Genomic DNA, 23,654 nt, shown 5'->3' on the forward strand with positions numbered 1-23,654 from the left:
AGAATGCCTCGCCAGCCCCACCCCAACAAGATGTAGTGTTGCCACACCCTGAACACTACCACGGGTGCCGGACACATCCCCGGTTGCATTTTCCGCGCGCTTGCGATCTCGCCGCATGTTGCCGTTTCGTTCATAGGATAGCGCGTCCGACCCGCGCCGTCCCGCCCCGCGAAGCCCCGCCAGGCCTGGCGGGGCCGCGAAATGCCACTCCTCCCCGATATCCTCATGATCCACAGGCCGGCCGGGGCCGTCGGAGTCGATCACGAAGATCGTGAGCGAAGTCGGCGAAACCGGCCGCGACACCGGGACGCAACATTTCGCCGGCAGGCTGGCGCTTCCCGCAGGAGGCCCGCGCATGTCCGCCACCCCCCGCCCCGCCAATGGCCTGCTGCAGCGCATGGCCCTCGGCCTGCTGCTCGGCGGCTCGCTCGCCGCCGCCGGCCGGGCCGCCGCGGCGCCGGCGGGGCGGGTCCGGCTGTTCCAGGTGGTGACGATTCGCGCCGATCTGCTGCTCGGCCTGACCCCGGCGGAGCTCGCCGCGCTTGGCCCCGGCCCGGATGTGGAACGCCTGGCGCGCAGCATCGCCCAGCATGGCCAGGTGGCCGGCTGGCTCTACCGCTGCCTCCGCGGGCCGGATGGCGCGCAGCGGCTGGTGGCGGGCGGCCGCATCAGCGTCTCGCGGCAGGAGGCGCTGACGCTGCGGCCCTATCTTCCGGCCATGCCGGTGCTGCCGCCCTGATTTTTTCGGAAGGGGGTCGCGGGGCGGCCGCGGGCGCGCTTTGATCGGGGAAATCCGCAGGAGAACCCGATGCCCCACCTCAGCCGCCGCGCCACCCTGGCCCTGCCACTCGCCGCCGCCCTTCCCGGCCTGGCGAACGCCCAGACTCCTGCCTGGCCGACGCGCCCGATTCGCATCGTCGTGCCCTTCGGCACCGGCGGCGGCACGGATATCACCACCCGCGTCCTGGCGCCGAAGCTGTCCGAGATCCTGGGCCAGCCGGTGGTGATCGAGAACCGCCCCGGCGCCGGCGGCACGCTGGGGGCCGATGTGGTGGCCAAGGCGCCGCCGAATGGCGAGACCTTTCTGCTGGCCACCGTCTCCAACATGGCGCTCGCCATCGGCCTCTACAGCCGCCTGCCCTACGACCCCCTGAAGGATTTTGCGTCAATCGCCCCGACCGTCTTCATTCCGATCGGGATGGCGATCTCGTCCAAGCTCGGGGTCAGCACGGCCCAGGAGTTCATCGCGCTGCTGAAGGCGAACCCGGGCAAGTACTCCTATGGCAGCGCGGGGGCGGGCACTTCGGGCCATATCGCCTCCTCCGCCTTCCTGTCGCGCATCGGCGCGACGGCGGAGCACATCCCCTACCGCAATCCGGGGCAGACCTACCTGGCGCTGCAGCAGGGCGAGATCGCCTTCACCAGCGACATCCCCTCCATCCTCGCCCCCTTCCACCAGGCCGGCACGGCGCGGCTGATCTTCGTCGCGACCGATGAGCGCAGCCCGGCGGTGCCGGAGGTGCCGACGGCGCGGGAAGTCGGGCTCGGCGACTACAAGGCCTATTCCTGGTACGGCATCTACGCGCCCGCCGGCACGCCGGCGCCGATCGTGCAGCGCATGGCGGCCGCCATCGAGCAGGCGCTGTCCGACCCCACCATCGGCCGGCGCTTCGACGAGATGGGAACGCCCGCGATGCGTGGCTGGACCCCGCAGCGTTTCGAGGATTTTCTCAAGTCCGAGATCGACCTGTGGCTGCCGCTGGTGCGCGCTTCCGGCGCGCGAGCCGATTGAGGAGACGACCCATGCCGCATGATGGCCACCACAGCCACGACACGCCGCCCGATGACGGCTGGAAGCACACCGGCGTGCGGGTGATCCCGGGCGACAGCCTGGACACCAATACGGCCCAGACGCCGGGGATGAACCGCGCCGCGGCGATCAACTTCGCCCGCGTCGGCGCCCAGAAGATCTGGGCCGGCACGGTGCATATCCACGCCAATGCCAAGACCGGCGCGCATCACCACGGCGCGCTGGAATCGGTGATCTACATCGTGAAGGGCCGCGCCCGGATGCGATGGGGGGAGAAGCTGGAATTCGTCGCGGAAGCCGGCCCCGGCGACTTCATCTTCGTCCCCCCCTATGTGCCGCACCAGGAAATCAATGCCAGCACGGAGGAGACGCTGGAATGCGTGCTGGTGCGGTCGGACAATGAGGCCGTGGTGGTGAACCTGGATATCGAGCCGGTGGAGAAGCCGGAGGCGGTGGCCTGGGTGGATCCGATCCACAAGGCGCCCTGACGCCGCGGGCTCAGTCCTCGATCGTCAGGAAGGGCCAGCGCGCGCGGTAGCTCTCGGCCTTGGCACGGAACAGGTCGGGGCGGTGGTTCATCGGGTTGGGCCGCAAGATCCCGGCCTCCAGCTCCACCAGCCCGTTCGGCGCATGGATCGCGCCGGTCGCCAGCTCGATCCCGATGCAGGTGCAGGACACCAGGTAGCGGTCGATGCCGTCCCTTGCCGAGCGCAGCTGCGGATAGCCGGGGCCGAAGCGCCGCGGATACCACAGATGCACCCGCGCCTGGTTCCGCACCTCCACCTCCAGCCCGAGATGCGCGCTGGCCGCGCGCACGCGGCGGATCACGGCGTCCTCCGCCTCGAAGGACAGGTCGCTGTCGTCGAAATAGAAGACGTCGTGGTCCTTGATGCCCCAGCCCGGCGGATGCCCGGCCTGCCGGTTCCAGACCTCCTGGAACAGGCAGCCGGCCGTGAGGAAGCCCTGGTTCAGGCCGAGGCCGGGCAGCAGGTCGAGCAGCGCGGCCGTCGCCGGATTGCCGCGGGCGGCGGCGACCAGCCGCGCCGCCGCACTCATGCCCGCGGCCGCACCCCGCACCAGGACGCGATGAACTGCGCGATGGTCAGCGTGCAGGTCTTCAGATCGGCCAGCGAGGTGCGCTCATCGAAGCCATGCGCCATTTCGCCGCGCGGGCCGTAGCAGAGGCCGGGCATGCCGAAATAGAGGCCGTAGTAGCGCGTGTCGTTCACCGCGGTGGACAGCCGCGCCTGCATCGGCTCGCCATGCACCGCCTCATGCGCCGCGGCCAGCACCGCCTCCGCCTCGGACCCGGGTTCCAGCACATAGGGGTCGGTCTGGAATCCATGGAAGGTGATCTCGGGCGGGTTGTTGGCGAGGAAGGCATCGCCCTTCGCCGCCTGCCGCACCGCTTCCTCCACCCCCGCCATCGCCTCCTCCGGCGTCGTGCCGGGCAGCAGGCCGATGCGGCAATCCACCTCGCACCAGGCGGGGGTGGAGGAAGCCCAGTCGCCGCCGCGGATGATGCCCGGGTTGAACTTGATCGGGTCCTGCACCTGGCCGCCATACCAGGCATTGGCCCGCCCGGCCTCGTTCAGCGCCCTGGTATGGGCATAGAGCGCCTGGATCAGCGCATAGGCAGACATGATGGCGTTGGACCCGTCCTGCGCCACCATCACATGCACCGGCACGCCGCGCACCTTCAGGCGGAACCAGATGGTGCCGGTCTGCGCCCGGGTGATGGTATGGCCCGTGGGTTCCGGCACCAGCGCGGCTTCGGCGCGATAGCCGCGCAGCAGCGCGGCCAGCGCGCCATTGCCGGTGCTCTCCTCCTCCGTCACCGTCTGGACATAGACATCCGCCGCGGGCTCCAGCCCGGCGGCGCGGATGGCGTCGAGCGCCGCGACCATGGCGGCGACCCCCGCCTTCATGTCATGCGCGCCGCGGCCATACATCCAGCCGTCGCGGATCACGGCGGCATAGGGCGGATGCGTCCACATCTCATGCGGGCCTTCCGGCACCACGTCGATATGGCCCTGCAGGATCAGGCTGCGCCCGGTGGGATCTTTCGCGCGATGGGTCGCCACCACCTGGATGCTGGCGGCCGGGTCGGCATCCACCATCGGCGCGGTCTTCGGATGCGCCGGCACATCGGCGAGCGAGAAGCGGTCCACGGCATAGCCGCGGGCGGCCATCTGGCGGGCGAACCAGTCCTGCAGCGGCGCCTCCCGCCCCCGCAGGCTGGGGAAGCGGACCAGGTCCTGCAGGAAGGCGACCTCGGCGGGGAAGCCGGCCTCGACCGCGTCACGCAGGCGATCGAGCAGCTGGGGTTCGGGCCGCGGGGGTTCAGACATGGGGCCAATCATCCGGGTTGCGGCGCAAGGCTCCGCGCCGGACCGGATCGCGTCAAGCCGGGCCGGCGGCAGCGCCACCGGCCCGGGCCTCACGGCCTCAGCGCATCGGCGGCGCGTATTGCAGCCCGCCCTTGGTCCAGAGCGCATTGATGCCGCGCGGCACGCCGAGCGGCGTGATGTTGCGCTCCCACACCTCCTCGAAATTGCCGACCTGGCGCACGATCTGCACCGCCCAGTCGTTGTTCAGCCCGAGCATGCGGCCGAGGTCGCCGGTGCGGCCCATGAAGCGCTGCACATCCGGGTTGGTGCTATTGGCGAAGCTGTCGAGGTTGGTGGAGTTGATGCCCAGCTCCTCCGCCGTCACCTGCGCGAAATGCGTCCAGCGGACGATGTCGAAGAACTTCCAGTCGCCCTTGCGGACCACGGCGCCCAGCGGTTCCTTGCTGATGATCTCCGGCAGCATCACGTAGCGATCCGCATTGGCGCCCTGGCTGAAGCGGAAGGAGGCCAGCGAGGAGGCATCATTGGTATAGGCGTCGCAGCGGCCATTGATGAAGGCGGCGCGGATCTCCTCGATATTCTCGATCACCACCGGGGTGAAGCGCAGCCGGTTGGTGCGGAAGAAATCGGCCATGTTCAGCTCGGTGGTGGTGCCGGGCTGCACGCAGACGGTGGCGCCATCCAGCGCGCGGGCGCTGGTCACACCGGAATCGCGGCGCACCATGAAGCCCTGGCCGTCATAGAAGGTGATGGAGGCGAATTCGAGGCCCAGCGAGGCCTCCCGCGCCAGGGTCCAGGTGGTGGTGCGCGCCAGCATGTCCACCTCGCCCGATTGCAGCGCGGTGAAGCGGGACTGGGTGGTGGTGGCGATGAAGCGCACCTTGGTGGCGTCGCCGAAAATGGCGGCGGCGACGGCACGGCAGGTATCGACATCAAGGCCGCGCCATTCGCCCCGGCTGTCGGGCAGCGAGAAGCCGACCGTGCTGGGCGCGACGCCGCAATTCAGGAAGCCGCGGGCGCGGATGGCCGCGACCGTATCGGCCGCCGGCTGCGCGAAGGCCGGGACCGCCAGCACCGCGCCCAGCAGGGCGGCGCCGAGGGTCGAGGCGAGTTGGGCAAGACGCATGTCGGAAAGACTCCCCGTTTGATTCGAGGCCGCCGAGGTTGTTCCGGCGACGCATGAGTGTCGGGGGACCGCGGCCGGACGGGCAAGCGCAACCTGCGCCGGCGCGCGGGATTTTCTGGCCTTCCGGTCAGGCGAAGGCTGCGGCGTAGGCATCCGGTGCAAAGCCAAGCAGCAGGCGGCCCCGCGCCTCCAGCACCGGCCGCTTGATGGCGGAGGGATGCGCCCGCAGCAGCGCCAGGGCGCGCGGGCCGTCCAGCCCCTCCCGCTCCGCCTCAGGCAGCTTGCGGAAGGTGGTGCCGGCGCGGTTCACCAGCGCCTCCCACCCCAGGCGCTCGGCCCAGCCTTCCAGCAGGCCGGGCGGCACGCCCAGCTTCTTGTAGTCGTGAAAGGAATAGGCGACGCCCTGGGCCTCCAGCCAGTGGAAGGCCTTCTTCATCGTGTCGCAGTTGCGGATGCCGTAGAGCATCACCGTCTCGGTCATCGGGCGCCTCCGCCGGGGTTGGATGAATGGCGCGTGCGCCCCGCGGCGATCGGGCGTCGCGGCGAAAGCCAGTGCTGGCGAGGGGCGCGAGGCGCGCCAAGTGACTGGCGGACCTGGAACCCCACTCCGCAAACCTCAAAACGCTGCTTGGAAAACTTCATGCGCGGTTGAAGAACGAATTGTAGCACATGGTTCGTCCACCTCTAGTGGCCTGCAGGCGTATGGCACTCGCCCAACCCCTCTTGCTCACCGGCGCGAAGGATCGGTGCTGTGTTCACCCGGAGCCGAACAGAGCGGCGACGTCTCGGAACGACCCCGAACGGACTCCGAGCGCGCGTTCTCCACACCAGACGAGTTGTCGAAGCGAATTGGCCGCGCAAGTCTACAGGGGGCGGGGAGAGCGGAGACGACGGATGAGTTTTGCTCCGGGACTGCGAGAGTGGCCAAGCAACGTCACGATGCCGCGTGCCGTGTTAGCCCTGGCAGCCGTCTTGCCGCTCGGCGCCGTCCCGGCGTGGGCGCAACCCGCGAACCTCTCGGGACCGGAAGCGATGCCGAGTCTGGTGTCCTGCGACCGCGCCGCGGCCGCGCCTCACGATCCGACCCGGCCCGCCGGCGTGCCCGGCGTGCCGTTTGAGGCGCTTGACCCTGCCGACGCTCCGGCCTGCGAGCAGGCCCAGCGCGAAGCCCCCGAAGTGGCGCGCCTGCCCTTCCAGCTGGCGCGCCTGCGCGAGCGCGCGAGCCGGAACGCCGAGGCCGCCGCGCTCTACCGCCAGGCCGCGGACCTGGGCCACGGCGCCGCGGCCCGGCGGTTGGCCCAAATGCTGCTCAGGGGCGAAGCCGGTCTCGCGCCGAGCTCGGCGGAGGCGTTACGGGTGCTCCGCCGCGCCGCGCAGGACGACTCGCCGGAGTCACTCTTCGCCCTCGGCCTGCTCCATCTCGGAGCCTATGCGGGACCCTTCTACCGGGCTGACTCCACCGAATTCGACCAGGTCGAGGGGGCGCGCCTGGTTCGCCTGGCCGCGGGGCGGGGATACGCGCCGGCGCTGTCTCACCTCGCGATGCTCCACCAGGACGGCCTCGTCGTGTCCGGCGCCACGGTCGTGTCGCACGACGAGGCGGAGGCGCTCCGGCTCTATCTCCTCGCCGCCGAGGGGGGCGATCTCTTCGCGATCAATAGTGTCGGCTACTTTCACGAGGACGGGCTCGGCGGGCTTGCGCGGGACGACGCTGCCGCCCTGCGTTATTACCGCCTGGCCGCCAAGCGTGGCGACGTCGTCGCTTCCTACAACTTGGGCAGGTTCTACGAAGAGGGACGCGGCGGCCTGGAGCGGGACGATGCCGCGGCCCTAGGCCACTATCGTCTGGCCGCGGAGGGCGACAACTGGTTCGCGCAGTTCAAGATGGGCAAGTTCCACGAGGAGGGACGCGGCGGCTTGTCCCGCGACCGTGATGCCGCGGTTCATTGGTACAGGCAGTCGGCCCGCATCAACTACCCTCAGGCGATCATGGCGTTGCGCCGGCTCGGCGTCGATCCATGAGGCCGCCGCGCCGGAACCTCACCGCCCAACTCCGCCTGCTCGCGTGGCGCCCCTCCGCCCAGCGAACCATGGGCGCATGGTACCCTCCCCGCCCAGGCACTAGTGCGCCCAGGGCGATGATCCTGTCGAATGCGGCGTCGAGCTGAACGGAGGGTGAAAGGGCGGCCCACCGGCAGAGGTCCGAAATGATACGCCCCGGCGCGACTGGGCGTACAGGCCCAGAATAGCGATTTCAATGCGCTAGGGAAGCTGTGGCTGGGGGACCTGGATTCGAACCAAGACTGCCCGAGTCAGAGTCGGGAGTTCTACCGTTAAACTATCCCCCACCGGGCCGGTCCGGGCTTGCGCCCCAACCGTCGGGAGCGGCGTGCTACCATGCGTCCCGGGGGCAGGCAACATCCCCCCTGCAAAATGCCTTGCCCCGCTCCGCCACCCGCCGGATCATGCGTGGCGGCCCCCGCTTGGGGGGGCTACGGATTGCCCTGCGGAAGGCCCATCTAGACCTAGTCATGCCCGAAGACGCCGCCCTTGACCTCCAGACGGCCCCGCGCCCCGCCCCCCTGGGCGAGGCCCGCGGACGGCTGTCGGCCTGTGGCGCGGCGCCGGCCTGGCAGCCGAATCCGGCCTCCGGCGCCTATGCGGCGCTCGACCTCGGCACCAACAACTGCCGCCTGCTGCTCGGCACGCCACAGGGCGGCAGCGGCTTCCGGGTGATCGACAGTTTTTCGCGCATCGTCCGACTCGGCGAAGGGCTTGGCGCCACCGGGCGGCTCTCGGACCAGGCCATGGACCGTGCGCTCACCGCGCTGCAGGCCTGCGCCCAGAAGCTGGCCCGCCGACCGGTGCGGGCGCTGCAGGCGGTGGCCACCGAAGCCTGCCGCCGCGCCAGCAATGGCCCGGCCTTCCTCGCCCGCGTCGAGGCCGAGACCGGCCTCAGGCTGCGCATCATCTCGGCGCGGGAGGAGGCGGAGCTGGCGATGGAAAGCTGCGCCCCGCTGCTGGAGTCGGGCGACCGCCGCGCGCTGCTCTTCGATATCGGCGGCGGCTCCACCGAAATCGCCTGGATCCGCATCCTGCCCGGCCGGCAGGTGCCGGAGCTGATCGGCACCATCTCCGTCCCCGTCGGCGTCGTCACCCTCTCCGAACGCTGCGGCCCCTCCTGCTTCACCGAGGCCGGCTTCCATGCGGTGGTGGAGGAGGTGGCGGCGCGGCTGCGCGGCTTCGATTCGGTGCACTGCATCGGCCAGGAAATCCGCGCCGGCGGGGTGCGGCTGATGGGTACCTCCGGCACCGTCACGACGCTGGCCGGCGTCGCCATGGCCCTGCCCCGCTATCGCCGGCTGCTGGTGGATGGCCAGGTGCTGGAGGCCTGCGACGCCGATCAGGCGCTGGGCGATCTTTTCGCGCTGGGCCGGGACGGGCTGGCGGCGCATCCCTGCGTCGGGCCGGACCGGGTGGATTTCGTGCTGCCGGGCTGCGCGGTCTATGCCGCAATCCGCCAGGTCTGGCCGGTGCCGCGGCTGACGGTGGCCGATCGCGGGCTGCGGGAGGGCATCCTGCTGCGGCTGATGCGGCTGGACCGCGCCGCGCAGCGCCGCCCGGGACGATTCTGGCCGGGCTGCGGCTGATCGGGACTGGCGCGGCGGCGATCCTGCCGCAGAATGACCCGATGCGTGGCGGAGCCCCCGCCCCGGACTTGATGAGGATGTTCATGCCGGACCTTCTGACTGCCAGGCGGGCCACCTTTCTGAAGGCCGATCCCCAGACCCATAGCAGCGCCCTGGGCGATGCGGACAAGCTGGCGATCGCGGCGGGCGACGTGCTGGAGGCGCCGGACATCACCCAGGAGGAAGGCCATTTCGTCGCCCGCGGCGGCCGGCTGAACGGTCGCCCCCTGCCGGCCCACCTGGTCTATGCCCATGCCGGCCACTGGACCCTGGCGGAGGGCGCCGCCGCGCCGGCAGCGCCACCGGCAGCTGCCTCGGCCGCCGGCAAGACGCCGGAAGACCGCAAGCCGGAGGTGCTGGCGCTGCTGGCCGAGGGCCGCTCCGTCAGCGCCATCGCCAAGGAACTGCGGATCGGCCGCGCCTTCATCAAGCGCTGGCGCGACGGCGCCTGAGGCCGTCGCGGCGCGCGCGGCGATTTCCGGATCGGGCGCGGAGGGCGTAAAGCCTCGCCATGGCCAAACCTCCCCCCGGCAAATCCCCCTCGGGCAAGTCCCCCTCTGGCAAATCGCCCTCTGGCAAATCCTCCAATACCCGCCAGCTGGCGGACCGGCTGCGCACCGCCAAGGGGCGCACCATCGGCAGCCAGCGCTGGCTGGAGCGCCAGCTGAACGACCCCTTCGTGAAGGAGGCCAAGGCCCGCGGCCTGCGCTCCCGCGCCGCCTTCAAGCTGGAGCAGATGGACGACAGGTTTCATCTGTTGAAGCCGGGCGCCAGGGTCGTCGACCTTGGCGCCGCACCCGGTGGCTGGACGCAGGTGGCGCTTGCCCGCGGCGCCGGCCGCGTGGTGGGGATCGACCTGCTGCCGGTGGACCCCATCGCGGGGGCCATCCTGATGCAGGGTGACTTCCAGGATGCGGAGGCGGAGCGGCGCGTGCTGGCGGCGCTGGATGGGCCGGCGGACCTGGTGATGTCCGACATGGCGCCGAACACCACCGGCCATAACGCCACCGACCACCTGCGCATCATGGCGCTGGCCGAGATCGCGCTGGATTTCGCCGGCCGCGTGCTGGCGCCGGGCGGCGGCTTCGTCGCCAAGGTCCTGGCCGGCGGGTCGGAAAAGGACTTCCTGGCGACGCTGAAGCGGGACTTCGCTGCGGTGCGCCATGCCAAGCCGCCCGCCAGCCGCAAGGACAGCGCGGAGCTCTATGTGGTGGCGACCGGCTATCGCGGGGCGAGGGATGCGCCAGACGCGACTCAGCGCTGACATCTTCCTGCTATGGACGCCGCACCCGGAACCGGTGTAGGCGGGGCCGCCAAGGTTGCGGATCGAAAGAGGTTCCCGCCATGGCGCCCCCAGACACGAATGCCCCCTCCACCTCCCTCGACCGGGAGGCCGCCTTCCGCGGCAGGTTCGAGGAGGCCTATGCCTTCGACGACGTGCTGCTCGTCCCGGCCTATTCCACCGTGCTGCCGAGCGAGACGGAAACCCGCACCAGGCTGACGCGGGAGATTTCCCTCAATATCCCGCTGGTCGCCGCGGCGATGGATACGGTGACCGAGGGGAACATGGCGATCGCCATGGCCCAGGCCGGCGGCATCGGCGTGATCCACAAGAACCTCTCGCCCGAGGACCAGGCGGCGCAGGTGCGCCAGGTGAAGAAGTTCGAATCCGGCATGGTGGTGAACCCGCTCACCATCCACCCTGACCAGACCCTGGCCGAGGTCCGCGCGCTGCAGGAGACCCACCACATCAGCGGCGTGCCGGTGGTGGAACGCGAATCGGGCCGCCTGGTCGGCATCATCACCAATCGCGACGTGCGCTTCGCCACCGACCCGAACCTCAGGGTCTATGAGCTGATGACGCGCGAAAACCTGGTGACGGCGGATGCCGATGTCACCAAGGACAAGGCGCGGGAGCTGCTGCACAAGCACCGGATCGAGAAGCTGCTGGTGGTGGACGAGGCCTATCGCTGCGTTGGCCTCATCACCGTGAAGGACATGGACAAGGCGCAGGCCAATCCCTCCGCCGTGAAGGACGCCATGGGCCGGCTGCGCACCGCCGCCGCCATCGGCGTGGGCGAGGATGGTTTTCATCGCGCCGGGCTGCTGGTGGCGGCCGATATCGACGTGATCGTGGTGGATACCGCGCATGGCCATTCGGGCGGCGTGCTGCGCGCGGTGGAGCGGATCAAGAAGCTGTCGAACTCCGTGCAGATCATCGCCGGCAATGTGGCGACGCCGGAAGGCGCGCTGGCGCTGATCGAGGCCGGGGCGGATGCGGTGAAGATCGGCATCGGGCCGGGCTCCATCTGCACCACGCGCATCGTGGCCGGCGTCGGCGTGCCGCAGCTGACGGCGGTGATGGAAAGCGCCGCCGCCTGCCGGGAGCGTGGCGTGCCGGCGATTGCCGATGGCGGCATCCGCTCCTCCGGCGATGTCGCCAAGGCCATCGCGGCGGGCGCCGATTGCGTGATGATGGGCAGCGTCTTCGCGGGCACGGACGAGGCGCCGGGCGAGGTGTTTCTGTATCAGGGCCGGTCGTACAAGTCGTATCGCGGCATGGGCTCGCTGGGTGCCATGGCGCGCGGCTCGGCGGATCGCTACTTCCAGGCGGAAGTCGCCGACAAGCTGAAGCTGGTGCCGGAAGGCGTCGAGGGCCGCGTCGGCTACAAGGGCCCGGTCGGCACCGTGATCCACCAGATGGTCGGCGGCCTGCGCGCGGCCATGGGCTATACGGGCTCCGCCACCATCGCGGACCTGCAGACCAAGGCCAGGTTCCGCCGCATCACCAATGCGGGGCTGCGCGAGAGCCATGTTCACGACGTGGCGGTGACGCGCGAGGCGCCGAATTATCGCCTGGAGGGGTAGCGGGCGGGGGATGCCCCCCCTCACCCGACCCTCTCCCCCCATCGGGGGGAGAGGGCTTGGAGGCCTCAGCGGTTCGGCGGGATCTCGGAAATCCGCAGCGTCGCGCGCTGCGGCTGGCCACGCTCGAAGGTGCCGACCCAGATATTGTAGTTGCCGCTGGCCGGACGCTGGATGACGATGCCCGGGTTCACCCCATCCATGTCGTCGTTGCAGATCCAGTTGCCGGCGGAGTCGTTCATCACCAGCGTCGTGTCGGTATTGGCGACCACGGAGATATAGAGCGGGAAATTGCCCGAGGTGTAGTTCAGGTCCACGTCGGGGCGGGAGAAGTCGATCCAGCCCGCGCATTCCGGGCCGATGCCGGTCGCCTCTCGGTTGCCACCAGCTTCCACGGGAACTTCCCGCGGGTCCGGCTCGAAGCCGGCGCGCAGGTTGATGGTGGCGTAGCGCGGCTGCGCGCGCCAGTCCGGGAACTGCTGCGCCTGCTGCGGCGCGCCCTTCTGCTGGGCCAGGGCGGCACCACCCACGAGCATGGCAACGGCCCCGGCGGCAAGAACGGATTTGAGCATGGTCGGCAGGTCTCCCTTCCCCGCTGGATGCGGGCTTGCGGACAAGTCTAGGACATGTAACCGCGCCGGCCCACCCGCCGCTGCGCCGCGCACGAAAAAATCATGTCGGATCAATGCCTCACCGCCGCCATCATCGCCGCGGTTCCGCCATCTTAGCGAAAATTTACCTATCACCATCCGGTGACGTTCAGACTCCGGAAGCTTCGTGCCGGGCTGCGGCCCGGGCGAATTGGCGCTATGCTGCCGCCGATGCCGGGGGCCGCTTGCCGCCCGGCCCCCTGGCCCGCCGGCTCTCGGCGCGCCCCCGCCCCTCGGCCGCCCCTGCCGCGACCCGCCCGGATGCCCGCATGACCCCCGCCGCCCGCCTGTCCGCCGCCATCGACCTGCTTGCCGCGGTCGAAGCCTCCCCCCGCCGCCCGGCGGATGCCATCGCCAATGATTTCTTCCGCGCCCGCCGCTACATCGGCGGCTCCGACCGGCGCAATGTCTCCGAACGCGCCTGGGGCGCCATCCGCCAGCGGCTCCGGCTCGCCTGGCATTTTTCCGAACTGGGCATCGCCAGTCCCTCCGCGCGGCTGCTGCTGGCGGCGCATCTGATCCTGGCCGAGGGCTGGACGCTGGAGGGGGTGGAGCAGAATTTCTCCGGCGAGCGCTTCGCCGCCTCCCCGCTGGCGGAGGAGGAGCGCGCGCTGCTCGGCAAGCTTGCCGGCCGGTCGCTGGTGCTGCCGCGCATGCCGGAGGGGCCGCGGCTGAACCTGCCGGACTGGGCCATGCCGGGCCTGACCACCCGCTTCGGCGACCGCCTGGCCGAGGAAGCGGCCGCGATGGAGGCGCCGGCGCCGCTCGACCTGCGCGCCAATCTGCTGAAGGTTTCGCGGGAGGCCGCCCTGGCGGCGCTCGCCGCGGAGGGCATCCCCGCCACGCCCACGCCCCTTTCCCCCTGGGGCCTGCGCATCGCCGATCGCCGCCCGGTCTCCGCCACCAAGGCCTTCCTGGAAGGGCTGATCGAGGTGCAGGACGAGGGCAGCCAGCTGGTCGCCCTGCTGACGGATGCGCGGCCCAGCATGCGCGTGGCCGATTTCTGCGCCGGCGCCGCCGGCAAGACCCTCGCGCTGGCCGCCACCATGGCGAACAAGGGCCATATCGTCGCCTGCGATACCTCCGCCGCCCGTCTGGAAGGCGCCGGCCGCCGCCTGCGCCGCGCCGATGTGAACAATGCCGAGCGCCACCTGCTCACCAGCGGCGACAAATGGCGCAAGCGAAATTCGCGCAAATTCGACCGGGTGCTGGTGGATGCCCCCTGCACCGGCACCGGCACCTGGCGGCGCAACCCGGATGCGCGGATCCGCACCAATGGGCGGGACCTGTCGGAGCTGGTGCTGAAGCAGGCCTCCATCCTCGACGATGCATCTGAATTGGTGCGTCCGGGCGGAAGGCTGGTCTACGCTACCTGCTCGCTGCTGCCCGAGGAGGACGAGATGCAGATGGCGGCCTTCCTGGAACGCCACGCGGATTTTGCGCCCATGCCCTTCGCCACGCTGTGGGAAGGCCTTCTGCCCGGCACCCCGGCGCCGGGGAGCGAGCCCTACATGGCGCTGTCGCCCGGCAGCCATGGGACCGATGGCTTCTTCGCCGCGGTGCTGCAGAGACAGAATTCATGATCTCCATCCGCCGCGCCCGGCCGGGCGATGCCGCGGGGATCGCGGCGGTGCATGTGGCGGCCTGGCGCAGCGCCTATGCCGGCATCCTGCGGGATGGCTACCTGGCGGAGCTCTCCGAGATCCGGCTCGCCAGCTTCTACCAGCGCGCCATCCTGGACCGGCGGGAAGGCCATGCGGTCTTCGTCGCGACAGCGCCGCCGGAGGCCGGGGCGCCGCAGGTGGTGGGCTTCGCCTCCGGCGGCCGCGCCCGGCGCCGGGGCCTGGCGGAGGGCGAGGTGGAGACCCTCTATGTGCTGGACGATTTCCGCGAGCGCGGCTGCGGCCGGCGCCTGATGCGGGCCATGGCGGCGCATCTGCGCGCCATCGGCTGCAATTCCGCCATGGCCTGGGTGCTGGAGGCCAATCCCAGCCGCTTCTTTTACCGCCACCTCGGCGGCCGCATGGCGATGCGGGAGACGATCCGGGTGGCCGGCCAGGCGGTGGAGCAGATCGCCCTGTTCTGGGACCCGATCGACACCCTGCTGGCGGCGACCGCCCCGGTGCCCGAGGGGCGGATGCGCGAGGACGGCTGAGCCCATCGCCGCGGCCTATGCCGGCCAGAGGCACCGCCCGCATGGTGCGCCGCCCTCCGCTTTCGTAACGTCAGGCCATCGAAACCACGCCGCAGGAGGCACCGATGGCCGGCACCACCCAGAAGATCCCCGAGACCGAGCTGGCCCGCGTGGCCGGCGGCAGCTTCACCGATCGCTTCGGCACCGAGGGCGCCGATGCCATCACCACCGGTGACGGCATGGACAAGGTGTTCGGCGGCGGTGGGCAGGACACCATCGTCTCCGGCGGCGGCCAGGACGAGGTGCATGCGGGGGCGGGCGACGACATCGTCGATGCCGGGGCGGGCGACGACAAGGCCTTCGGCGAGGCCGGCAACGATGTGCTGGTGGGCGGCGCCGGCACGGATGAGCTGCATGGCGGCGACGGCCACGACCATCTGCGCGGCGGCGCCGGCGACGGCGACAAGATGTTCGGCGGCGAGGGCAGCGACACCTTCTGGTGGCAGCCCGGCGACGGAAATGACGAGCTGCATGGCGGCAACGGCGCCGACAACGTCATGCTGCAGGGCGTGACCATGGAGCAGCTGCAGGCCGGGCTGCAGATGTATGACGGCGCCAGCTACACCATCAGCGGCAATGCCATCGTCTTCAATGGCCCGGCCAACGGCCAGATCACCATCAATGGCGAGGTGGTGAAGTTCTTCGGCATGGAGCAGATCACCCTGCCCGGCTGAGGCCCCAGCACTGCGGGGGGCAGGTATCTGCCCCCCGTCGAAACGGCTTGTCGGCCGGGCGCCCTTGTGCTGTTAGGCGCCATGACACACGCCGCCCCCGATGCCGCTTCCGCCCCGCTCGCGCAGCATCACGACCGGATCCTGATCCTCGATTTCGGCAGCCAGGTGACGCAGCTCATCGCGCGCCGCCTGCGCGAATCCGGGGTGTACTGCGAGGTCTGGCCCTTCAATGCGGCGCCCGAGGCGCGCATCACGGCCTTCGCGCCCAAGGGCATCATCCTCTCGGGCGGCCCGGCCAGCGTGATGGAGGAGGGCAGCCCCCGCGCCCCGCAGGCGGTCTTCGAGATGGGGCTGCCGATCCTCGGCATCTGCTACGGCCAGCAGGTCATGGCGCATCAGCTCGGCGGGCTGGTGGAGGGCGGGCATCTGCGCGAATTCGGCCGCGCCCATATCGACGTGACCGGCGATTGCGCCATCACCCAGGGCGTCTGGGCGCCGGGCGCGCGCGAGCAGGTCTGGATGAGCCACGGCGATCGCATCACCCGCCTGCCCGAGGGGTTCCGGGTCGTGGCGGCCAGCGAGGGTGCGCCCTTCGCCGTCATCGCCAATGACGAACGCCGGTATTACGGCACGATGTTCCACCCGGAGGTGGTGCATACGCCGCATGGCGCCGCCCTGCTGAAGAATTTCTCCCACATCGTCTGTGGCTGCACCGGCGACTGGACCATGGGCGCCTTCCGGGCGGAGATGATCGAGAAGATCCGCGCGCAGGTCGGCAAGGGGCGCGTGGTCTGCGGGCTTTCGGGCGGGGTCGATTCCTCCGTCGCCGCGGTGCTGCTGCATGAGGCGATCGGCGACCAGCTGACCTGCATCTATGTCGACCACGGGCTGATGCGGGCCAATGAGTCGGAACAGGTGGTCGCCACCTTCCGCGACCGCTTCAACATCAAGCTGGTGCATCGCGATGCCAGCGACCTGTTCCTGGGCCAGCTCTCCGGCGTCACGGACCCCGAGATCAAGCGCAAGACCATCGGCCGGCTGTTCATCGAGGTCTTCGAGGAGGAGCAGCAGAAGATCGGCGGCGCCGATTTCCTGGCCCAGGGCACGCTCTACCCCGACGTCATCGAAAGCGTCTCCGCCACCGGCGGCCCGAGCGTCACCATCAAGTCGCACCACAATGTGGGCGGCCTGCCGGAGGGGATGCGCATGCAGCTGGTGGAGCCGCTGCGCGACCTGTTCAAGGACGAGGTCCGGGTGCTGGGCCGCGAACTTGGCATCCCCGAGGCGATCGTCGGCCGTCACCCCTTCCCCGGTCCCGGCCTCGCCATCCGCATCCCCGGCGAGGTGACGAAGGAGAAGGCGGATATCCTGCGCCATGCCGACAGCATCTACCTGGAGGAGATCCGCAAGGCCGGCCTGTATGACGCCATCTGGCAGGCCTTCGCGGTGCTGCTGCCGGTGCGGACGGTGGGCGTGATGGGCGATGGCCGCACCTATGACAGCGCCTGCGCGCTGCGCGCCGTGACCAGCACGGATGGCATGACGGCGGATGTCTATCCCTTCACGATGGAATTCCTCACCCGCGTCGCCGGCCGCATCGTGAACGAGGTGCGCGGCATCAACCGCGTGACCTACGACATCACCAGCAAGCCGCCGGGGACGATCGAGTGGGAGTGAACATGACGGGTCAGAACCAACGGGTCTGACCCGCTAAAGCCATCCTACCCGCTTGAAGCGCAGGTAGAGCCCGGTGCAGACGACCCCGATGACCCCCAGTACGACGAAGTAGCCGTACTCGGTCTTCAGCTCCGGCATGTGCTCGAAGTTCATGCCGTAGATGCCGGCGATCGCGGTGGGCACGGCGAGGATGGCGGCCCAGGCCGCCAGCTGGCGGGTGATGGCGCCGGTGCGTTGCTGCTCCAGCAGGTTGCTGAACTCGAAGACCGAGGTCAGGACCTGGAGCAGGCCATCGACCATCGCCTGCACGCGCCGCACGTGATCGAGCACATCGCTGAAATAGGGCTTCGTATTCGCATCGATGCAGGGCAGGTCGAGCCTGACGAGCTTGCCGGCGACCTCTGCCATCGGCCCCAGCACCCGTTGGAATTTCGTGAGGTGACGGCGCAGCGTGAAGATGCGGGTGATCTCGTCCCGGCCGAGAAAGGCATCGATGATCCGCCGCTCCATCGTCAGGACGGTGTCCTCGATCTGCTCGACGATCGGCAGATAGCCATCGACGATATAGTCGAGGATGGCGTGCAGGACGTAGTCGACGCCCTGGATCAGCAGCGTGGGGGCAGCTTCAAGCTGCGCGCGCAGCGCCTTGTGCGATCGTGCCGATCCGTGGCGCACGCTGATGATATGGCTGTGGCCGACGAAGATGGCCGTCTCGCCATAGTCCAGCCTGTCGCCCTCGAGTTGCGCCGTGCGCGCCACGACGAACAGCTGCTCGCCATAGACGTCGACCTTGGGCAGCTGGTTGGCCTTGACCGCATCCTCGACCGCAAGCGGATGCAGATCATACTGCTCCTTGAGGGTTCGCATCTCATCGGCGGTCGGGTCGCAGATGCCGATCCAGACGAATTCGGATTTGTCGGCGGGGCAATCGACCTTCTCGTCGATCGAAACCTCGCGGACGCGCTTGCCGTGGCGATAGAGACAGGCGGCGACGACCGTCATGGAGCACCTCGAAGTCGGAGGGGAGATGGTGGGAAGGCCGCGTATCACCTTGGACAGGCATGAACGATCCCGGCCAGGACGACGGCAGCCAGTTTAGGTGAATCATCCCGGGGCGCCTCCGGTTCCCTCTGGCGCATCGGCGCAGCGGGCGGCCTGGCGCCGGCCTGTTCCAGCGCCCCTCGGACCGCAGCGCAGCCGTGCTGCTCGCCTATGGCGCGGCCCCGATGGCATTTTTCCCTTCCTGATGGCGGTGCTACCACCGGGCCCAAATCTAGGAGATCTCCCCTTGGACATCGGCATCGACAGCTTCGCCGCGAAACTCACCGGCACCAATGGCCAGGTCGAGGGCAGCGATGCCGATCGCATGGCCTTCCTGCTGGAGGAGGTGGAGACGGCGGATCGCGCCGGGCTCGATGTCTTCGGCATCGGCGAGCATCACCGCGAGGACTACCTCGACAGCGCCCCGGCCGTGATCCTGGCCGCCGCCGCGGCCCGGACGAACTCCATCCGGCTGACCAGCGCCGTGACGGTGCTCAGCGCCGCCGACCCCGTCCGTGTCTTCCAGGAATTCGCCACGCTGGACCTGATCTCCCGCGGCCGGGCGGAGATGGTGGTGGGGCGCGGCTCCTCGGTGGAGGCCTATCCCCTCTTCGGCCTCGACCTGAAGGATTACGACGCGCTCTTCGTGGAGAAGCTGGAGCTGCTGCTCGGGCTGCGGGAGGCGAGCCATATCCGCTGGTCCGGCCAGTTCCGCCCGCCGCTGGATGGCCAGGGCGTGTTTCCCCGGCCGCAGCAGGAGAGGCTGCCGATCTGGATCGGCGTCGGCGGCACGCCGGAATCCTTCGCCCGCGCCGGGCTGCTCGGCCTGCCGCTGATGATCGCCATCATCGGCGGCGAGATCGGCCGTTTTCGGCCTCTGGTCGATCTGTATCGTCGCGCCGGGGCGCAGGCTGGCCATGCGCCCGAGAGCCTGCGCGTCGGCGTGCATGCCTTCGGCTTCGTGGCGGAGACGGGACAGGAGGCGCGCGACCGCTTCTTCCCGGGCTGGCAGGCCATGTTCACCAAGATCGGCCGGGAGCGCGGCTGGCCGCCGGCGACCCGGGCGCAGTTCGACGCGCTGGTCAGCCCCCGCGGCGCCTTCCTGGTGGGCGATCCGGCGGAGGTCGCGGCCAAGGTCCTGGCCTCGTCCCAGGATCTCGGCGGCATCGACCGCCTGACCTTCCAGATGAGCTCCGCCGCACGCGACAAGCCGGGCATGCTGCGCTCCATCGACCTGCTGGGGCGGGAGGTGCGGCCAAGGGTCCGCGCAACGCTGGGTCTGTGACGGGCTGATTGTTCGAAGGCAGGTTCCAAGTCACCTTGCGACGCCCCAAGACTGGAAAAGGCCCTGACGAACCGGAGGCGCCGGGGCGACGTTACGGCCGGGTCATCTTCCAGGACCCGACCCCGCCGCATGAAGCTCCTCCTGCTCCACAACGACTCCGCCGGTGCGGGCGATGTCTCCGCCACCCGCCTTCAGGCCGCCTTCCGCGAGGCCGGCTTCGCGGTCACCTACCGCGCTCAGGGCCAGGCCAGGCTGGCGGCCGCCGATCTGCGCGCCGCGGATGTGCTGGTCGTGGCCGGCGGCGATGGCACGGTGGCCGGCGCGCTGCGCGATTATCGCGGCGAGGTGCCGCGCTTCGCCATCGTGCCGCTCGGCACCGCCAACAATATCGCCACCTCGCTCGGCCTCACCGGCTGCAGCCCGGAGGCGATCGCGGCCGGGCTGCGGGAAGGGCGCGACCAGCCGGTGGACATCGCCAGGCTGCGGCGGGCTGAGGGCGAGGCGGATATCGTCGAGGGTCTCGGCGCCGGCGCCATCGCGGCGGCCATCCAGGCCGCGGATCGCGACGACCTGCCGGGCGAGACCAACCACCATCGCTGCCTGCGCCTGATCCCGGACTTCATCGCCCGCGCGGAGCCGGGCGACTGGGAGGTGCGCGTGGACGGGGTGGCGCTGCCGCGTGACCTGCTGCTGGTGGAGGTGATGAACGGCCCGCTGATCGGCCCCAATCTGCAACCCGCCGCCCTGGCGCAGCCCGGTGACGGGCTGCTGGACGTGGCCTTCCTGCGGCCCGAGGGGCGGGCGGCGCTGCTGCGCGCCATGGCCCGCAGCGAGGAGGAGGGCGGCATCCCGCGCCCCCTGCCCCTGGAGCATGTCCGCGGGCGGGAGGTGACGCTGCGGCTGCGCGACACCGTGCTGCGCCTGGATGATGACTTCGAGACCCTGGGAGCCGAGCCGCAGGAGATGACCCTCACCCTCACCCGGCCGCCGGTCCATATCCTGCTGCCGACCGCCGCGCAGGGAGGCTGAGATGCCCAGGCCCTTCCCCGACGCCACCCTGCTCGCGGAGATGGAGCGCAGCGCGGTGACGCTGGCCGATCTCGCCGGCGCCCGAATCACGGCCGCCCTCGGCCAGGTTCTGCAGGTGCGCTACAAGCCCGGCGCGAAGGCTGAGACCTATCGCGACCCGGTCTCCGAGGTCGACCAGGATGTGGAGAAGCTGATCCGCGCCCTGGTCGGCGAACGCTTCGCCGGCCACGACATCCTGGGCGAGGAGAGCGAGGAACGCCCCGGCCGCGGTCATGACATCGTCTGGGCGATCGACCCCATCGACGGCACCACCAACTTCGTCAACGGCTTTCCCCTGTTCGCCGCTTCCATCGGCGTGCTCTGGCGTGGCCAGCCGGTGGTGGGCGCGGTCTGGTGCTCCACCAGCCATGCGCTGCGCCCCGGCGTCTACCATGCGCGGCAGGGTGGGCCGCTGCAGTTCGATTCCGTGCCGCTCGCGCTTACGCCCAATCCGCAGGTGCGCCGCCGGCTGGCCGGCACCGGGGCGCCGGAGGATCCCGCCCGCCTGCCCTATGACCTGCGCCGCACCGGCTCCGCCGCCGTGGAATGCGCCTTCCTCGCCGCCGGGCTGCTCGGCGTCTCCCGCTTCCAGACGCCGAATGTCTGGGACGTGGCGGGCGGCATTCCGCTGGTGCTTGCGGCGGGTGGCCAGGTGCTGGTGGGCGGGGCGCCGGATTGGCGGGATTTTACCGGTTTTCTCGACCCCGGCGCAGCCGGGCGCGACCTGCGCCGCTGGAAGCAGCCCGTGCTGCTGGGCCAGGCCGGCGCCATCGCGGCGATGCGCCGCGCCGGCTGGTAGGCCCCTTCAGTCCGGCGGCAAGGTCACCCCGCGGCGGGGCCGGATGCGCGCCAGCGGCACCGTGATCCGGCAGACCAGCCCGTCTTCCGCCCAGACATGCTCCACCCTGCCGCCGAGCTGGTGTTCCACCGTCGTCCGCACGAGGCGGGAGCCGAAGCCGCGCCGCGCCGGCGGACCGGCCAGGCGGGGCCCTCCCTCCTCCCGCCATTCCAGCACGAGCCTCTCGGGATCCGGCTCCAGCGACCAGGACAGGCGAAGCCTGCCCTCCGGCGTGGACAGGGCGCCGTGCTTGGCGGCATTCGTCGCCAGCTCGTGCAGGGTCATGGACAGGGCCTGCACCGCCTCCGGCGCCAGCGCCAGCTCCGGCCCCGCCAGGATGACGCGGGCGGCGCCGCCCGACGGCTGGAAGGCCGAAAGCTCCGCCTCCGCCACCGCGCGCAACGCGGCGCTCTGCCAGCGCGCCTCGGCCAGCGCCGTATGCGCCCGCGCCAGGGCCGCCACGCGCCCTTCCACCGCCTGGGCGAAGGCGGCCGCATCCTGCCGCGGCGTCAGCCGCAGCACGGATTGCACCACGGCGAGCGCGTTCTTGGCGCGATGGTCCACCTCCCGCGCCATCAGCCGCTGGCGGGCCTCGGCGGCGCGATCCTCCGTCACGTCGCGGGAGACGCCGACCAGCAGCAGCGCGCGGCCGCTCACCGGGTCCCGGTCGGTGACCACGGCATGGGATTCGATGACCTGCCAGGGCAGTTCGTCACTGCGCCGGATCCGGTACTCGATCTGGTAGTCCTGCCGCTGCCCCGACGCCACTTCCGCCACCGCAAGCTGCACGGCCGCGCGGTCCTCGGGATGCACGCGCTGGATCCAGGCCTCCAGCGGCAGGTCGCGGATCGGCAGCCCCGGCCCCTCCGGCACGGCGCGGCCGGAGCGGGTGACGGTGCCGCGCGGCAGGTCCAGCACGAAGGTGCCGAGCCGGCCGGCGGCGGTCGCCAGCCGCAGCCGCCGCTCCGCCGCCCCCTTCTGGCGCTGCGCCGCGCGAAGCTGCTCGATATCGCGGAAGGCCACGATCACGCCCCCGCCCTCGCGCGGGTAGATATCCACCTCGATCCAATGGCCGATGACGGGGGAGACGATGCAGAGATGCGTCTCCCGCCGCTCCGCCATCGCTTCGGCCTGCACCTGGAAGGCGAGGCTGTGGGTGGCCTGGGGGAAGACCTCGAGGAAGGGGCGGCCGAGCAATTGCGCCTCGGGCCGCTGCCAGACCTCCAGGGCGCGCCGGCTGACGAAGGCGAAGCGGAAATCCGAATCCAGCGCGTAGATCACCTCCCGCATGCTGGCCAGCAGCTCCGCCTGCTGGCGGCCGGCGCGGAGATGGGAGGCCTTGTCCGCCGCGATCCCCTGCGCCAGCGCCTGGTTGGCGCGGGCCAGGGCCCGGCCCCGGCGCCGGGCGGCGAGCGACAGCAGCAGCAGCGCCAGCAGCGCCGGGCTGCCATAGGCCAGATGGGTCAGCGCCGCATCGCGCCACTGCACCAGGATCGCCGCCCGGGACCGCTCCACCGTGACGAAGGCGGGCCAGCCCGGCACCGCCTGCCGGGCAGAGAGGTCCCCGGGGGCGTGGCCCGGCACCGTGCGGCTGCCGGAGCGCGCCAGCACCTGGCCGTCCTGGTGCCAGAGGGTGATCACCTCACCCATCCCGCCATGCGCCAGCCGGTCCAGCCCCGCCTGGACGGCCTGCCCCCCCAGGGCCGCAATCACCAGGCCCTGCGGCACCCGCCGCCGGGCGACCAGGATCCGCCCTTCCGGCCCGGGCGGCCCGACCCGGCCGAGCCATTGCGACCCCGGCGCCGCCGGATCGGCAGCGGGCGGGCCCCAGGGCCCGTCAGCCGGGACCGGCGCCTCGTCGCTCACCAGCAGCGCCCCCGCACCGTCCTGCACCGCCAAGTGGAGAAGGCCCGGCGGCTGCCGGCGCGTCACCACCTCCCGCAGCGCCGCGCCCAGGGCGGGCGCCTGCGCGCGGATCTCGGCATCCGGCAGATGGGCCACCAGAAGCTGGGCCAGGTCGGCGTGGAGCAGCAGGCCATCCAGCAGGCGCTGCGCGAATTCCGAGGAGGCTTCCGCACTGCGCGCCAGCTCCGCCTCCGAATCCTGCCAGGCGGCGCGCCAGCTCGCGCCGGCATAGGCGCCGAAGGCCAGCAGCGGCCAGCCGATGGCGGCCAGCCACATCAGTCGCGTCGCCAGGCTGGGCGACGCCGCAAGGCCGTTCGCCCGATCTCGACGCGTCAGCATGTCATGAACGATCGCGCTCCAGCCCTGACGGAAGATGACGCACCGCTCCGCGCCGTGTGCATTCAGGAAGTTCAAACAGCCGTGAGGCCAGGGCCGCCGGATCCGTGCGGGGGGATGGATCAGCGCCGCCCTGCCCGGCAGG

Annotated in this window: 22 protein-coding genes and 1 tRNA gene; 15 read left to right on the forward strand and 8 right to left on the reverse strand. The window is 70.7% G+C overall.

Annotated features, from left to right (window positions below; translation table 11 throughout):
* Positions 1 to 355 precede the first annotated feature (355 nt).
* From ACTIF1_RS04200 to ACTIF1_RS04210, 3 genes are all read left to right on the forward strand, one after another.
* Complete coding sequence (locus ACTIF1_RS04200; protein ID WP_439595122.1) at positions 356 to 739, forward strand: hypothetical protein; 384 nt, start codon at positions 356 to 358, stop codon at positions 737 to 739.
* 69 nt (positions 740 to 808) lie between these two features.
* Complete coding sequence (locus ACTIF1_RS04205; protein ID WP_439595123.1) at positions 809 to 1,792, forward strand: Bug family tripartite tricarboxylate transporter substrate binding protein; 984 nt, start codon at positions 809 to 811, stop codon at positions 1,790 to 1,792.
* A gap of 11 nt (positions 1,793 to 1,803) precedes the next feature.
* Positions 1,804 to 2,298, forward strand: a complete 495-nt coding sequence (locus ACTIF1_RS04210) for a cupin domain-containing protein (protein ID WP_439595124.1) — start codon at positions 1,804 to 1,806, stop codon at positions 2,296 to 2,298.
* Positions 2,299 to 2,308: 10 nt separating this feature from the next.
* On the opposite strand, the gene ACTIF1_RS04215 is transcribed toward ACTIF1_RS04210, so the two are convergent.
* From ACTIF1_RS04215 to ACTIF1_RS04230, 4 genes are all read right to left on the reverse strand, one after another.
* Positions 2,309 to 2,866, reverse strand: coding sequence for a nucleotidyltransferase family protein (locus tag ACTIF1_RS04215; protein ID WP_439595125.1), 558 nt, complete (start codon positions 2,864 to 2,866; stop codon positions 2,309 to 2,311).
* Entirely contained in the window at positions 2,863 to 4,161 is a 1,299-nt protein-coding gene (locus ACTIF1_RS04220) for an ArgE/DapE family deacylase (protein WP_439595126.1), read from the reverse strand. The genes ACTIF1_RS04215 and ACTIF1_RS04220 overlap by 4 nt, the downstream gene beginning before the upstream one ends.
* Before the next feature lie 97 nt (positions 4,162 to 4,258).
* A complete protein-coding gene (locus ACTIF1_RS04225; protein WP_439595127.1) occupies positions 4,259 to 5,287 on the reverse strand; it encodes an amino acid ABC transporter substrate-binding protein in 1,029 nt (342 codons plus the stop codon).
* A gap of 127 nt (positions 5,288 to 5,414) precedes the next feature.
* A complete protein-coding gene (locus ACTIF1_RS04230) occupies positions 5,415 to 5,768 on the reverse strand; it encodes an arsenate reductase (RefSeq protein ID WP_439595128.1) in 354 nt (117 codons plus the stop codon).
* Positions 5,769 to 6,226: 458 nt separating this feature from the next.
* On the opposite strand from ACTIF1_RS04230, the gene ACTIF1_RS04235 reads away from it, so the two are divergent.
* Positions 6,227 to 7,309 (forward strand): tetratricopeptide repeat protein, encoded by a 1,083-nt coding sequence (locus tag ACTIF1_RS04235; protein ID WP_439595129.1) that lies wholly within the window; start codon positions 6,227 to 6,229, stop codon positions 7,307 to 7,309.
* A 252-nt stretch (positions 7,310 to 7,561) separates the two neighbouring features.
* Here the strand turns inward: ACTIF1_RS04235 and ACTIF1_RS04240 are convergent.
* Positions 7,562 to 7,635, reverse strand: a tRNA-Gln gene (locus tag ACTIF1_RS04240).
* Positions 7,636 to 7,818: 183 nt separating this feature from the next.
* Here ACTIF1_RS04240 and ACTIF1_RS04245 point away from each other — a divergent pair.
* The 4 genes from ACTIF1_RS04245 to guaB all read left to right on the forward strand — a co-directional run bounded on the left by ACTIF1_RS04245 (position 7,819) and on the right by guaB (position 11,844).
* On the forward strand, positions 7,819 to 8,937 hold the full coding sequence (locus ACTIF1_RS04245; protein WP_439595130.1) for a Ppx/GppA phosphatase family protein: 1,119 nt from the start codon (positions 7,819 to 7,821) through the stop codon (positions 8,935 to 8,937).
* Positions 8,938 to 9,020: 83 nt separating this feature from the next.
* A complete protein-coding gene (locus tag ACTIF1_RS04250) occupies positions 9,021 to 9,428 on the forward strand; it encodes a hypothetical protein (RefSeq protein WP_439595131.1) in 408 nt (135 codons plus the stop codon).
* 59 nt (positions 9,429 to 9,487) lie between these two features.
* Positions 9,488 to 10,240, forward strand: coding sequence for an RlmE family RNA methyltransferase (locus ACTIF1_RS04255; RefSeq protein ID WP_439595132.1), 753 nt, complete (start codon positions 9,488 to 9,490; stop codon positions 10,238 to 10,240).
* A gap of 80 nt (positions 10,241 to 10,320) precedes the next feature.
* The gene (gene guaB / locus ACTIF1_RS04260; RefSeq protein WP_439595133.1) at positions 10,321 to 11,844 is read left to right on the forward strand and encodes an IMP dehydrogenase; all 1,524 of its coding nucleotides are present in this window, start codon (positions 10,321 to 10,323) and stop codon (positions 11,842 to 11,844) included.
* A 65-nt stretch (positions 11,845 to 11,909) separates the two neighbouring features.
* Here the strand turns inward: guaB and ACTIF1_RS04265 are convergent, their stop codons facing one another.
* The gene (locus ACTIF1_RS04265; RefSeq protein WP_439595134.1) at positions 11,910 to 12,413 is read right to left on the reverse strand and encodes a hypothetical protein; all 504 of its coding nucleotides are present in this window, start codon (positions 12,411 to 12,413) and stop codon (positions 11,910 to 11,912) included.
* A 347-nt stretch (positions 12,414 to 12,760) separates the two neighbouring features.
* Between ACTIF1_RS04265 and ACTIF1_RS04270 the strand changes: the two genes are divergently transcribed.
* The 4 genes from ACTIF1_RS04270 to guaA all read left to right on the forward strand — a co-directional run bounded on the left by ACTIF1_RS04270 (position 12,761) and on the right by guaA (position 17,036).
* On the forward strand, positions 12,761 to 14,074 hold the full coding sequence (locus ACTIF1_RS04270) for an RsmB/NOP family class I SAM-dependent RNA methyltransferase (RefSeq protein ID WP_439595135.1): 1,314 nt from the start codon (positions 12,761 to 12,763) through the stop codon (positions 14,072 to 14,074).
* Positions 14,071 to 14,646: a GNAT family N-acetyltransferase gene (locus ACTIF1_RS04275; protein ID WP_439595136.1), complete on the forward strand. Its 576-nt coding sequence runs from the start codon at positions 14,071 to 14,073 to the stop codon at positions 14,644 to 14,646. The genes ACTIF1_RS04270 and ACTIF1_RS04275 overlap by 4 nt, the downstream gene beginning before the upstream one ends.
* A gap of 104 nt (positions 14,647 to 14,750) precedes the next feature.
* Positions 14,751 to 15,359, forward strand: coding sequence for a calcium-binding protein (locus ACTIF1_RS04280; protein ID WP_439595137.1), 609 nt, complete (start codon positions 14,751 to 14,753; stop codon positions 15,357 to 15,359).
* Positions 15,360 to 15,440: 81 nt separating this feature from the next.
* Positions 15,441 to 17,036 (forward strand): glutamine-hydrolyzing GMP synthase, encoded by a 1,596-nt coding sequence (gene guaA / locus ACTIF1_RS04285; RefSeq protein WP_439595138.1) that lies wholly within the window; start codon positions 15,441 to 15,443, stop codon positions 17,034 to 17,036.
* Positions 17,037 to 17,069: 33 nt separating this feature from the next.
* Here guaA and ACTIF1_RS04290 read toward each other — a convergent pair whose 3' ends face one another.
* On the reverse strand, positions 17,070 to 18,038 hold the full coding sequence (locus ACTIF1_RS04290; RefSeq protein ID WP_439595139.1) for a magnesium and cobalt transport protein CorA: 969 nt from the start codon (positions 18,036 to 18,038) through the stop codon (positions 17,070 to 17,072).
* Between the two features lie 286 nt (positions 18,039 to 18,324).
* Here ACTIF1_RS04290 and ACTIF1_RS04295 point away from each other — a divergent pair, with 286 nt between their 5' ends.
* From ACTIF1_RS04295 to ACTIF1_RS04305, 3 genes are all read left to right on the forward strand, one after another.
* Positions 18,325 to 19,362, forward strand: coding sequence for an Atu2307/SP_0267 family LLM class monooxygenase (locus ACTIF1_RS04295; protein ID WP_439595140.1), 1,038 nt, complete (start codon positions 18,325 to 18,327; stop codon positions 19,360 to 19,362).
* 129 nt (positions 19,363 to 19,491) lie between these two features.
* Entirely contained in the window at positions 19,492 to 20,391 is a 900-nt protein-coding gene (locus ACTIF1_RS04300; protein ID WP_439595141.1) for a diacylglycerol/lipid kinase family protein, read from the forward strand.
* 1 nt (position 20,392) lies between these two features.
* Positions 20,393 to 21,229 carry an inositol monophosphatase family protein gene (locus tag ACTIF1_RS04305; RefSeq protein ID WP_439595142.1) on the forward strand — a complete coding sequence of 279 codons (837 nt, stop codon included), beginning with the start codon at positions 20,393 to 20,395 and terminating at the stop codon, positions 21,227 to 21,229.
* Between the two features lie 6 nt (positions 21,230 to 21,235).
* Here ACTIF1_RS04305 and ACTIF1_RS04310 read toward each other — a convergent pair whose 3' ends face one another.
* Positions 21,236 to 23,512, reverse strand: a complete 2,277-nt coding sequence (locus ACTIF1_RS04310) for an HWE histidine kinase domain-containing protein (RefSeq protein ID WP_439595143.1) — start codon at positions 23,510 to 23,512, stop codon at positions 21,236 to 21,238.
* Between the last annotated feature and the right edge of the window lie 142 nt (positions 23,513 to 23,654).

This window comes from Falsiroseomonas sp. (assembly GCF_051860665.1).
Lineage (GTDB): Bacteria > Pseudomonadota > Alphaproteobacteria > Acetobacterales > Acetobacteraceae > Falsiroseomonas.

Excerpts from the sequence above, each read along its gene's own strand:
- ACTIF1_RS04200 (WP_439595122.1), top strand. The coding sequence starts at position 356 with ATGTCCGCCACCCCCCGCCCCGCCAATGGCCTGCTGCAGCGCATGGCC.
- ACTIF1_RS04205 (WP_439595123.1), top strand. The coding sequence starts at position 809 with ATGCCCCACCTCAGCCGCCGCGCCACCCTGGCCCTGCCACTCGCCGCC.
- ACTIF1_RS04210 (WP_439595124.1), top strand. The coding sequence starts at position 1,804 with ATGCCGCATGATGGCCACCACAGCCACGACACGCCGCCCGATGACGGC.
- ACTIF1_RS04215 (WP_439595125.1), bottom strand. The coding sequence starts at position 2,866 with ATGAGTGCGGCGGCGCGGCTGGTCGCCGCCGCCCGCGGCAATCCGGCG.
- ACTIF1_RS04220 (WP_439595126.1), bottom strand. The coding sequence starts at position 4,161 with ATGTCTGAACCCCCGCGGCCCGAACCCCAGCTGCTCGATCGCCTGCGT.
- ACTIF1_RS04225 (WP_439595127.1), bottom strand. The coding sequence starts at position 5,287 with ATGCGTCTTGCCCAACTCGCCTCGACCCTCGGCGCCGCCCTGCTGGGC.
- ACTIF1_RS04230 (WP_439595128.1), bottom strand. The coding sequence starts at position 5,768 with ATGACCGAGACGGTGATGCTCTACGGCATCCGCAACTGCGACACGATG.
- ACTIF1_RS04235 (WP_439595129.1), top strand. The coding sequence starts at position 6,227 with ATGCCGCGTGCCGTGTTAGCCCTGGCAGCCGTCTTGCCGCTCGGCGCC.
- ACTIF1_RS04245 (WP_439595130.1), top strand. The coding sequence starts at position 7,819 with ATGCCCGAAGACGCCGCCCTTGACCTCCAGACGGCCCCGCGCCCCGCC.
- ACTIF1_RS04250 (WP_439595131.1), top strand. The coding sequence starts at position 9,021 with ATGCCGGACCTTCTGACTGCCAGGCGGGCCACCTTTCTGAAGGCCGAT.
- ACTIF1_RS04255 (WP_439595132.1), top strand. The coding sequence starts at position 9,488 with ATGGCCAAACCTCCCCCCGGCAAATCCCCCTCGGGCAAGTCCCCCTCT.
- guaB (WP_439595133.1), top strand. The coding sequence starts at position 10,321 with ATGGCGCCCCCAGACACGAATGCCCCCTCCACCTCCCTCGACCGGGAG.
- ACTIF1_RS04265 (WP_439595134.1), bottom strand. The coding sequence starts at position 12,413 with ATGCTCAAATCCGTTCTTGCCGCCGGGGCCGTTGCCATGCTCGTGGGT.
- ACTIF1_RS04270 (WP_439595135.1), top strand. The coding sequence starts at position 12,761 with ATGACCCCCGCCGCCCGCCTGTCCGCCGCCATCGACCTGCTTGCCGCG.
- ACTIF1_RS04275 (WP_439595136.1), top strand. The coding sequence starts at position 14,071 with ATGATCTCCATCCGCCGCGCCCGGCCGGGCGATGCCGCGGGGATCGCG.
- ACTIF1_RS04280 (WP_439595137.1), top strand. The coding sequence starts at position 14,751 with ATGGCCGGCACCACCCAGAAGATCCCCGAGACCGAGCTGGCCCGCGTG.
- guaA (WP_439595138.1), top strand. The coding sequence starts at position 15,441 with ATGACACACGCCGCCCCCGATGCCGCTTCCGCCCCGCTCGCGCAGCAT.
- ACTIF1_RS04290 (WP_439595139.1), bottom strand. The coding sequence starts at position 18,038 with ATGACGGTCGTCGCCGCCTGTCTCTATCGCCACGGCAAGCGCGTCCGC.
- ACTIF1_RS04300 (WP_439595141.1), top strand. The coding sequence starts at position 19,492 with ATGAAGCTCCTCCTGCTCCACAACGACTCCGCCGGTGCGGGCGATGTC.
- ACTIF1_RS04305 (WP_439595142.1), top strand. The coding sequence starts at position 20,393 with ATGCCCAGGCCCTTCCCCGACGCCACCCTGCTCGCGGAGATGGAGCGC.
- ACTIF1_RS04310 (WP_439595143.1), bottom strand. The coding sequence starts at position 23,512 with ATGCTGACGCGTCGAGATCGGGCGAACGGCCTTGCGGCGTCGCCCAGC.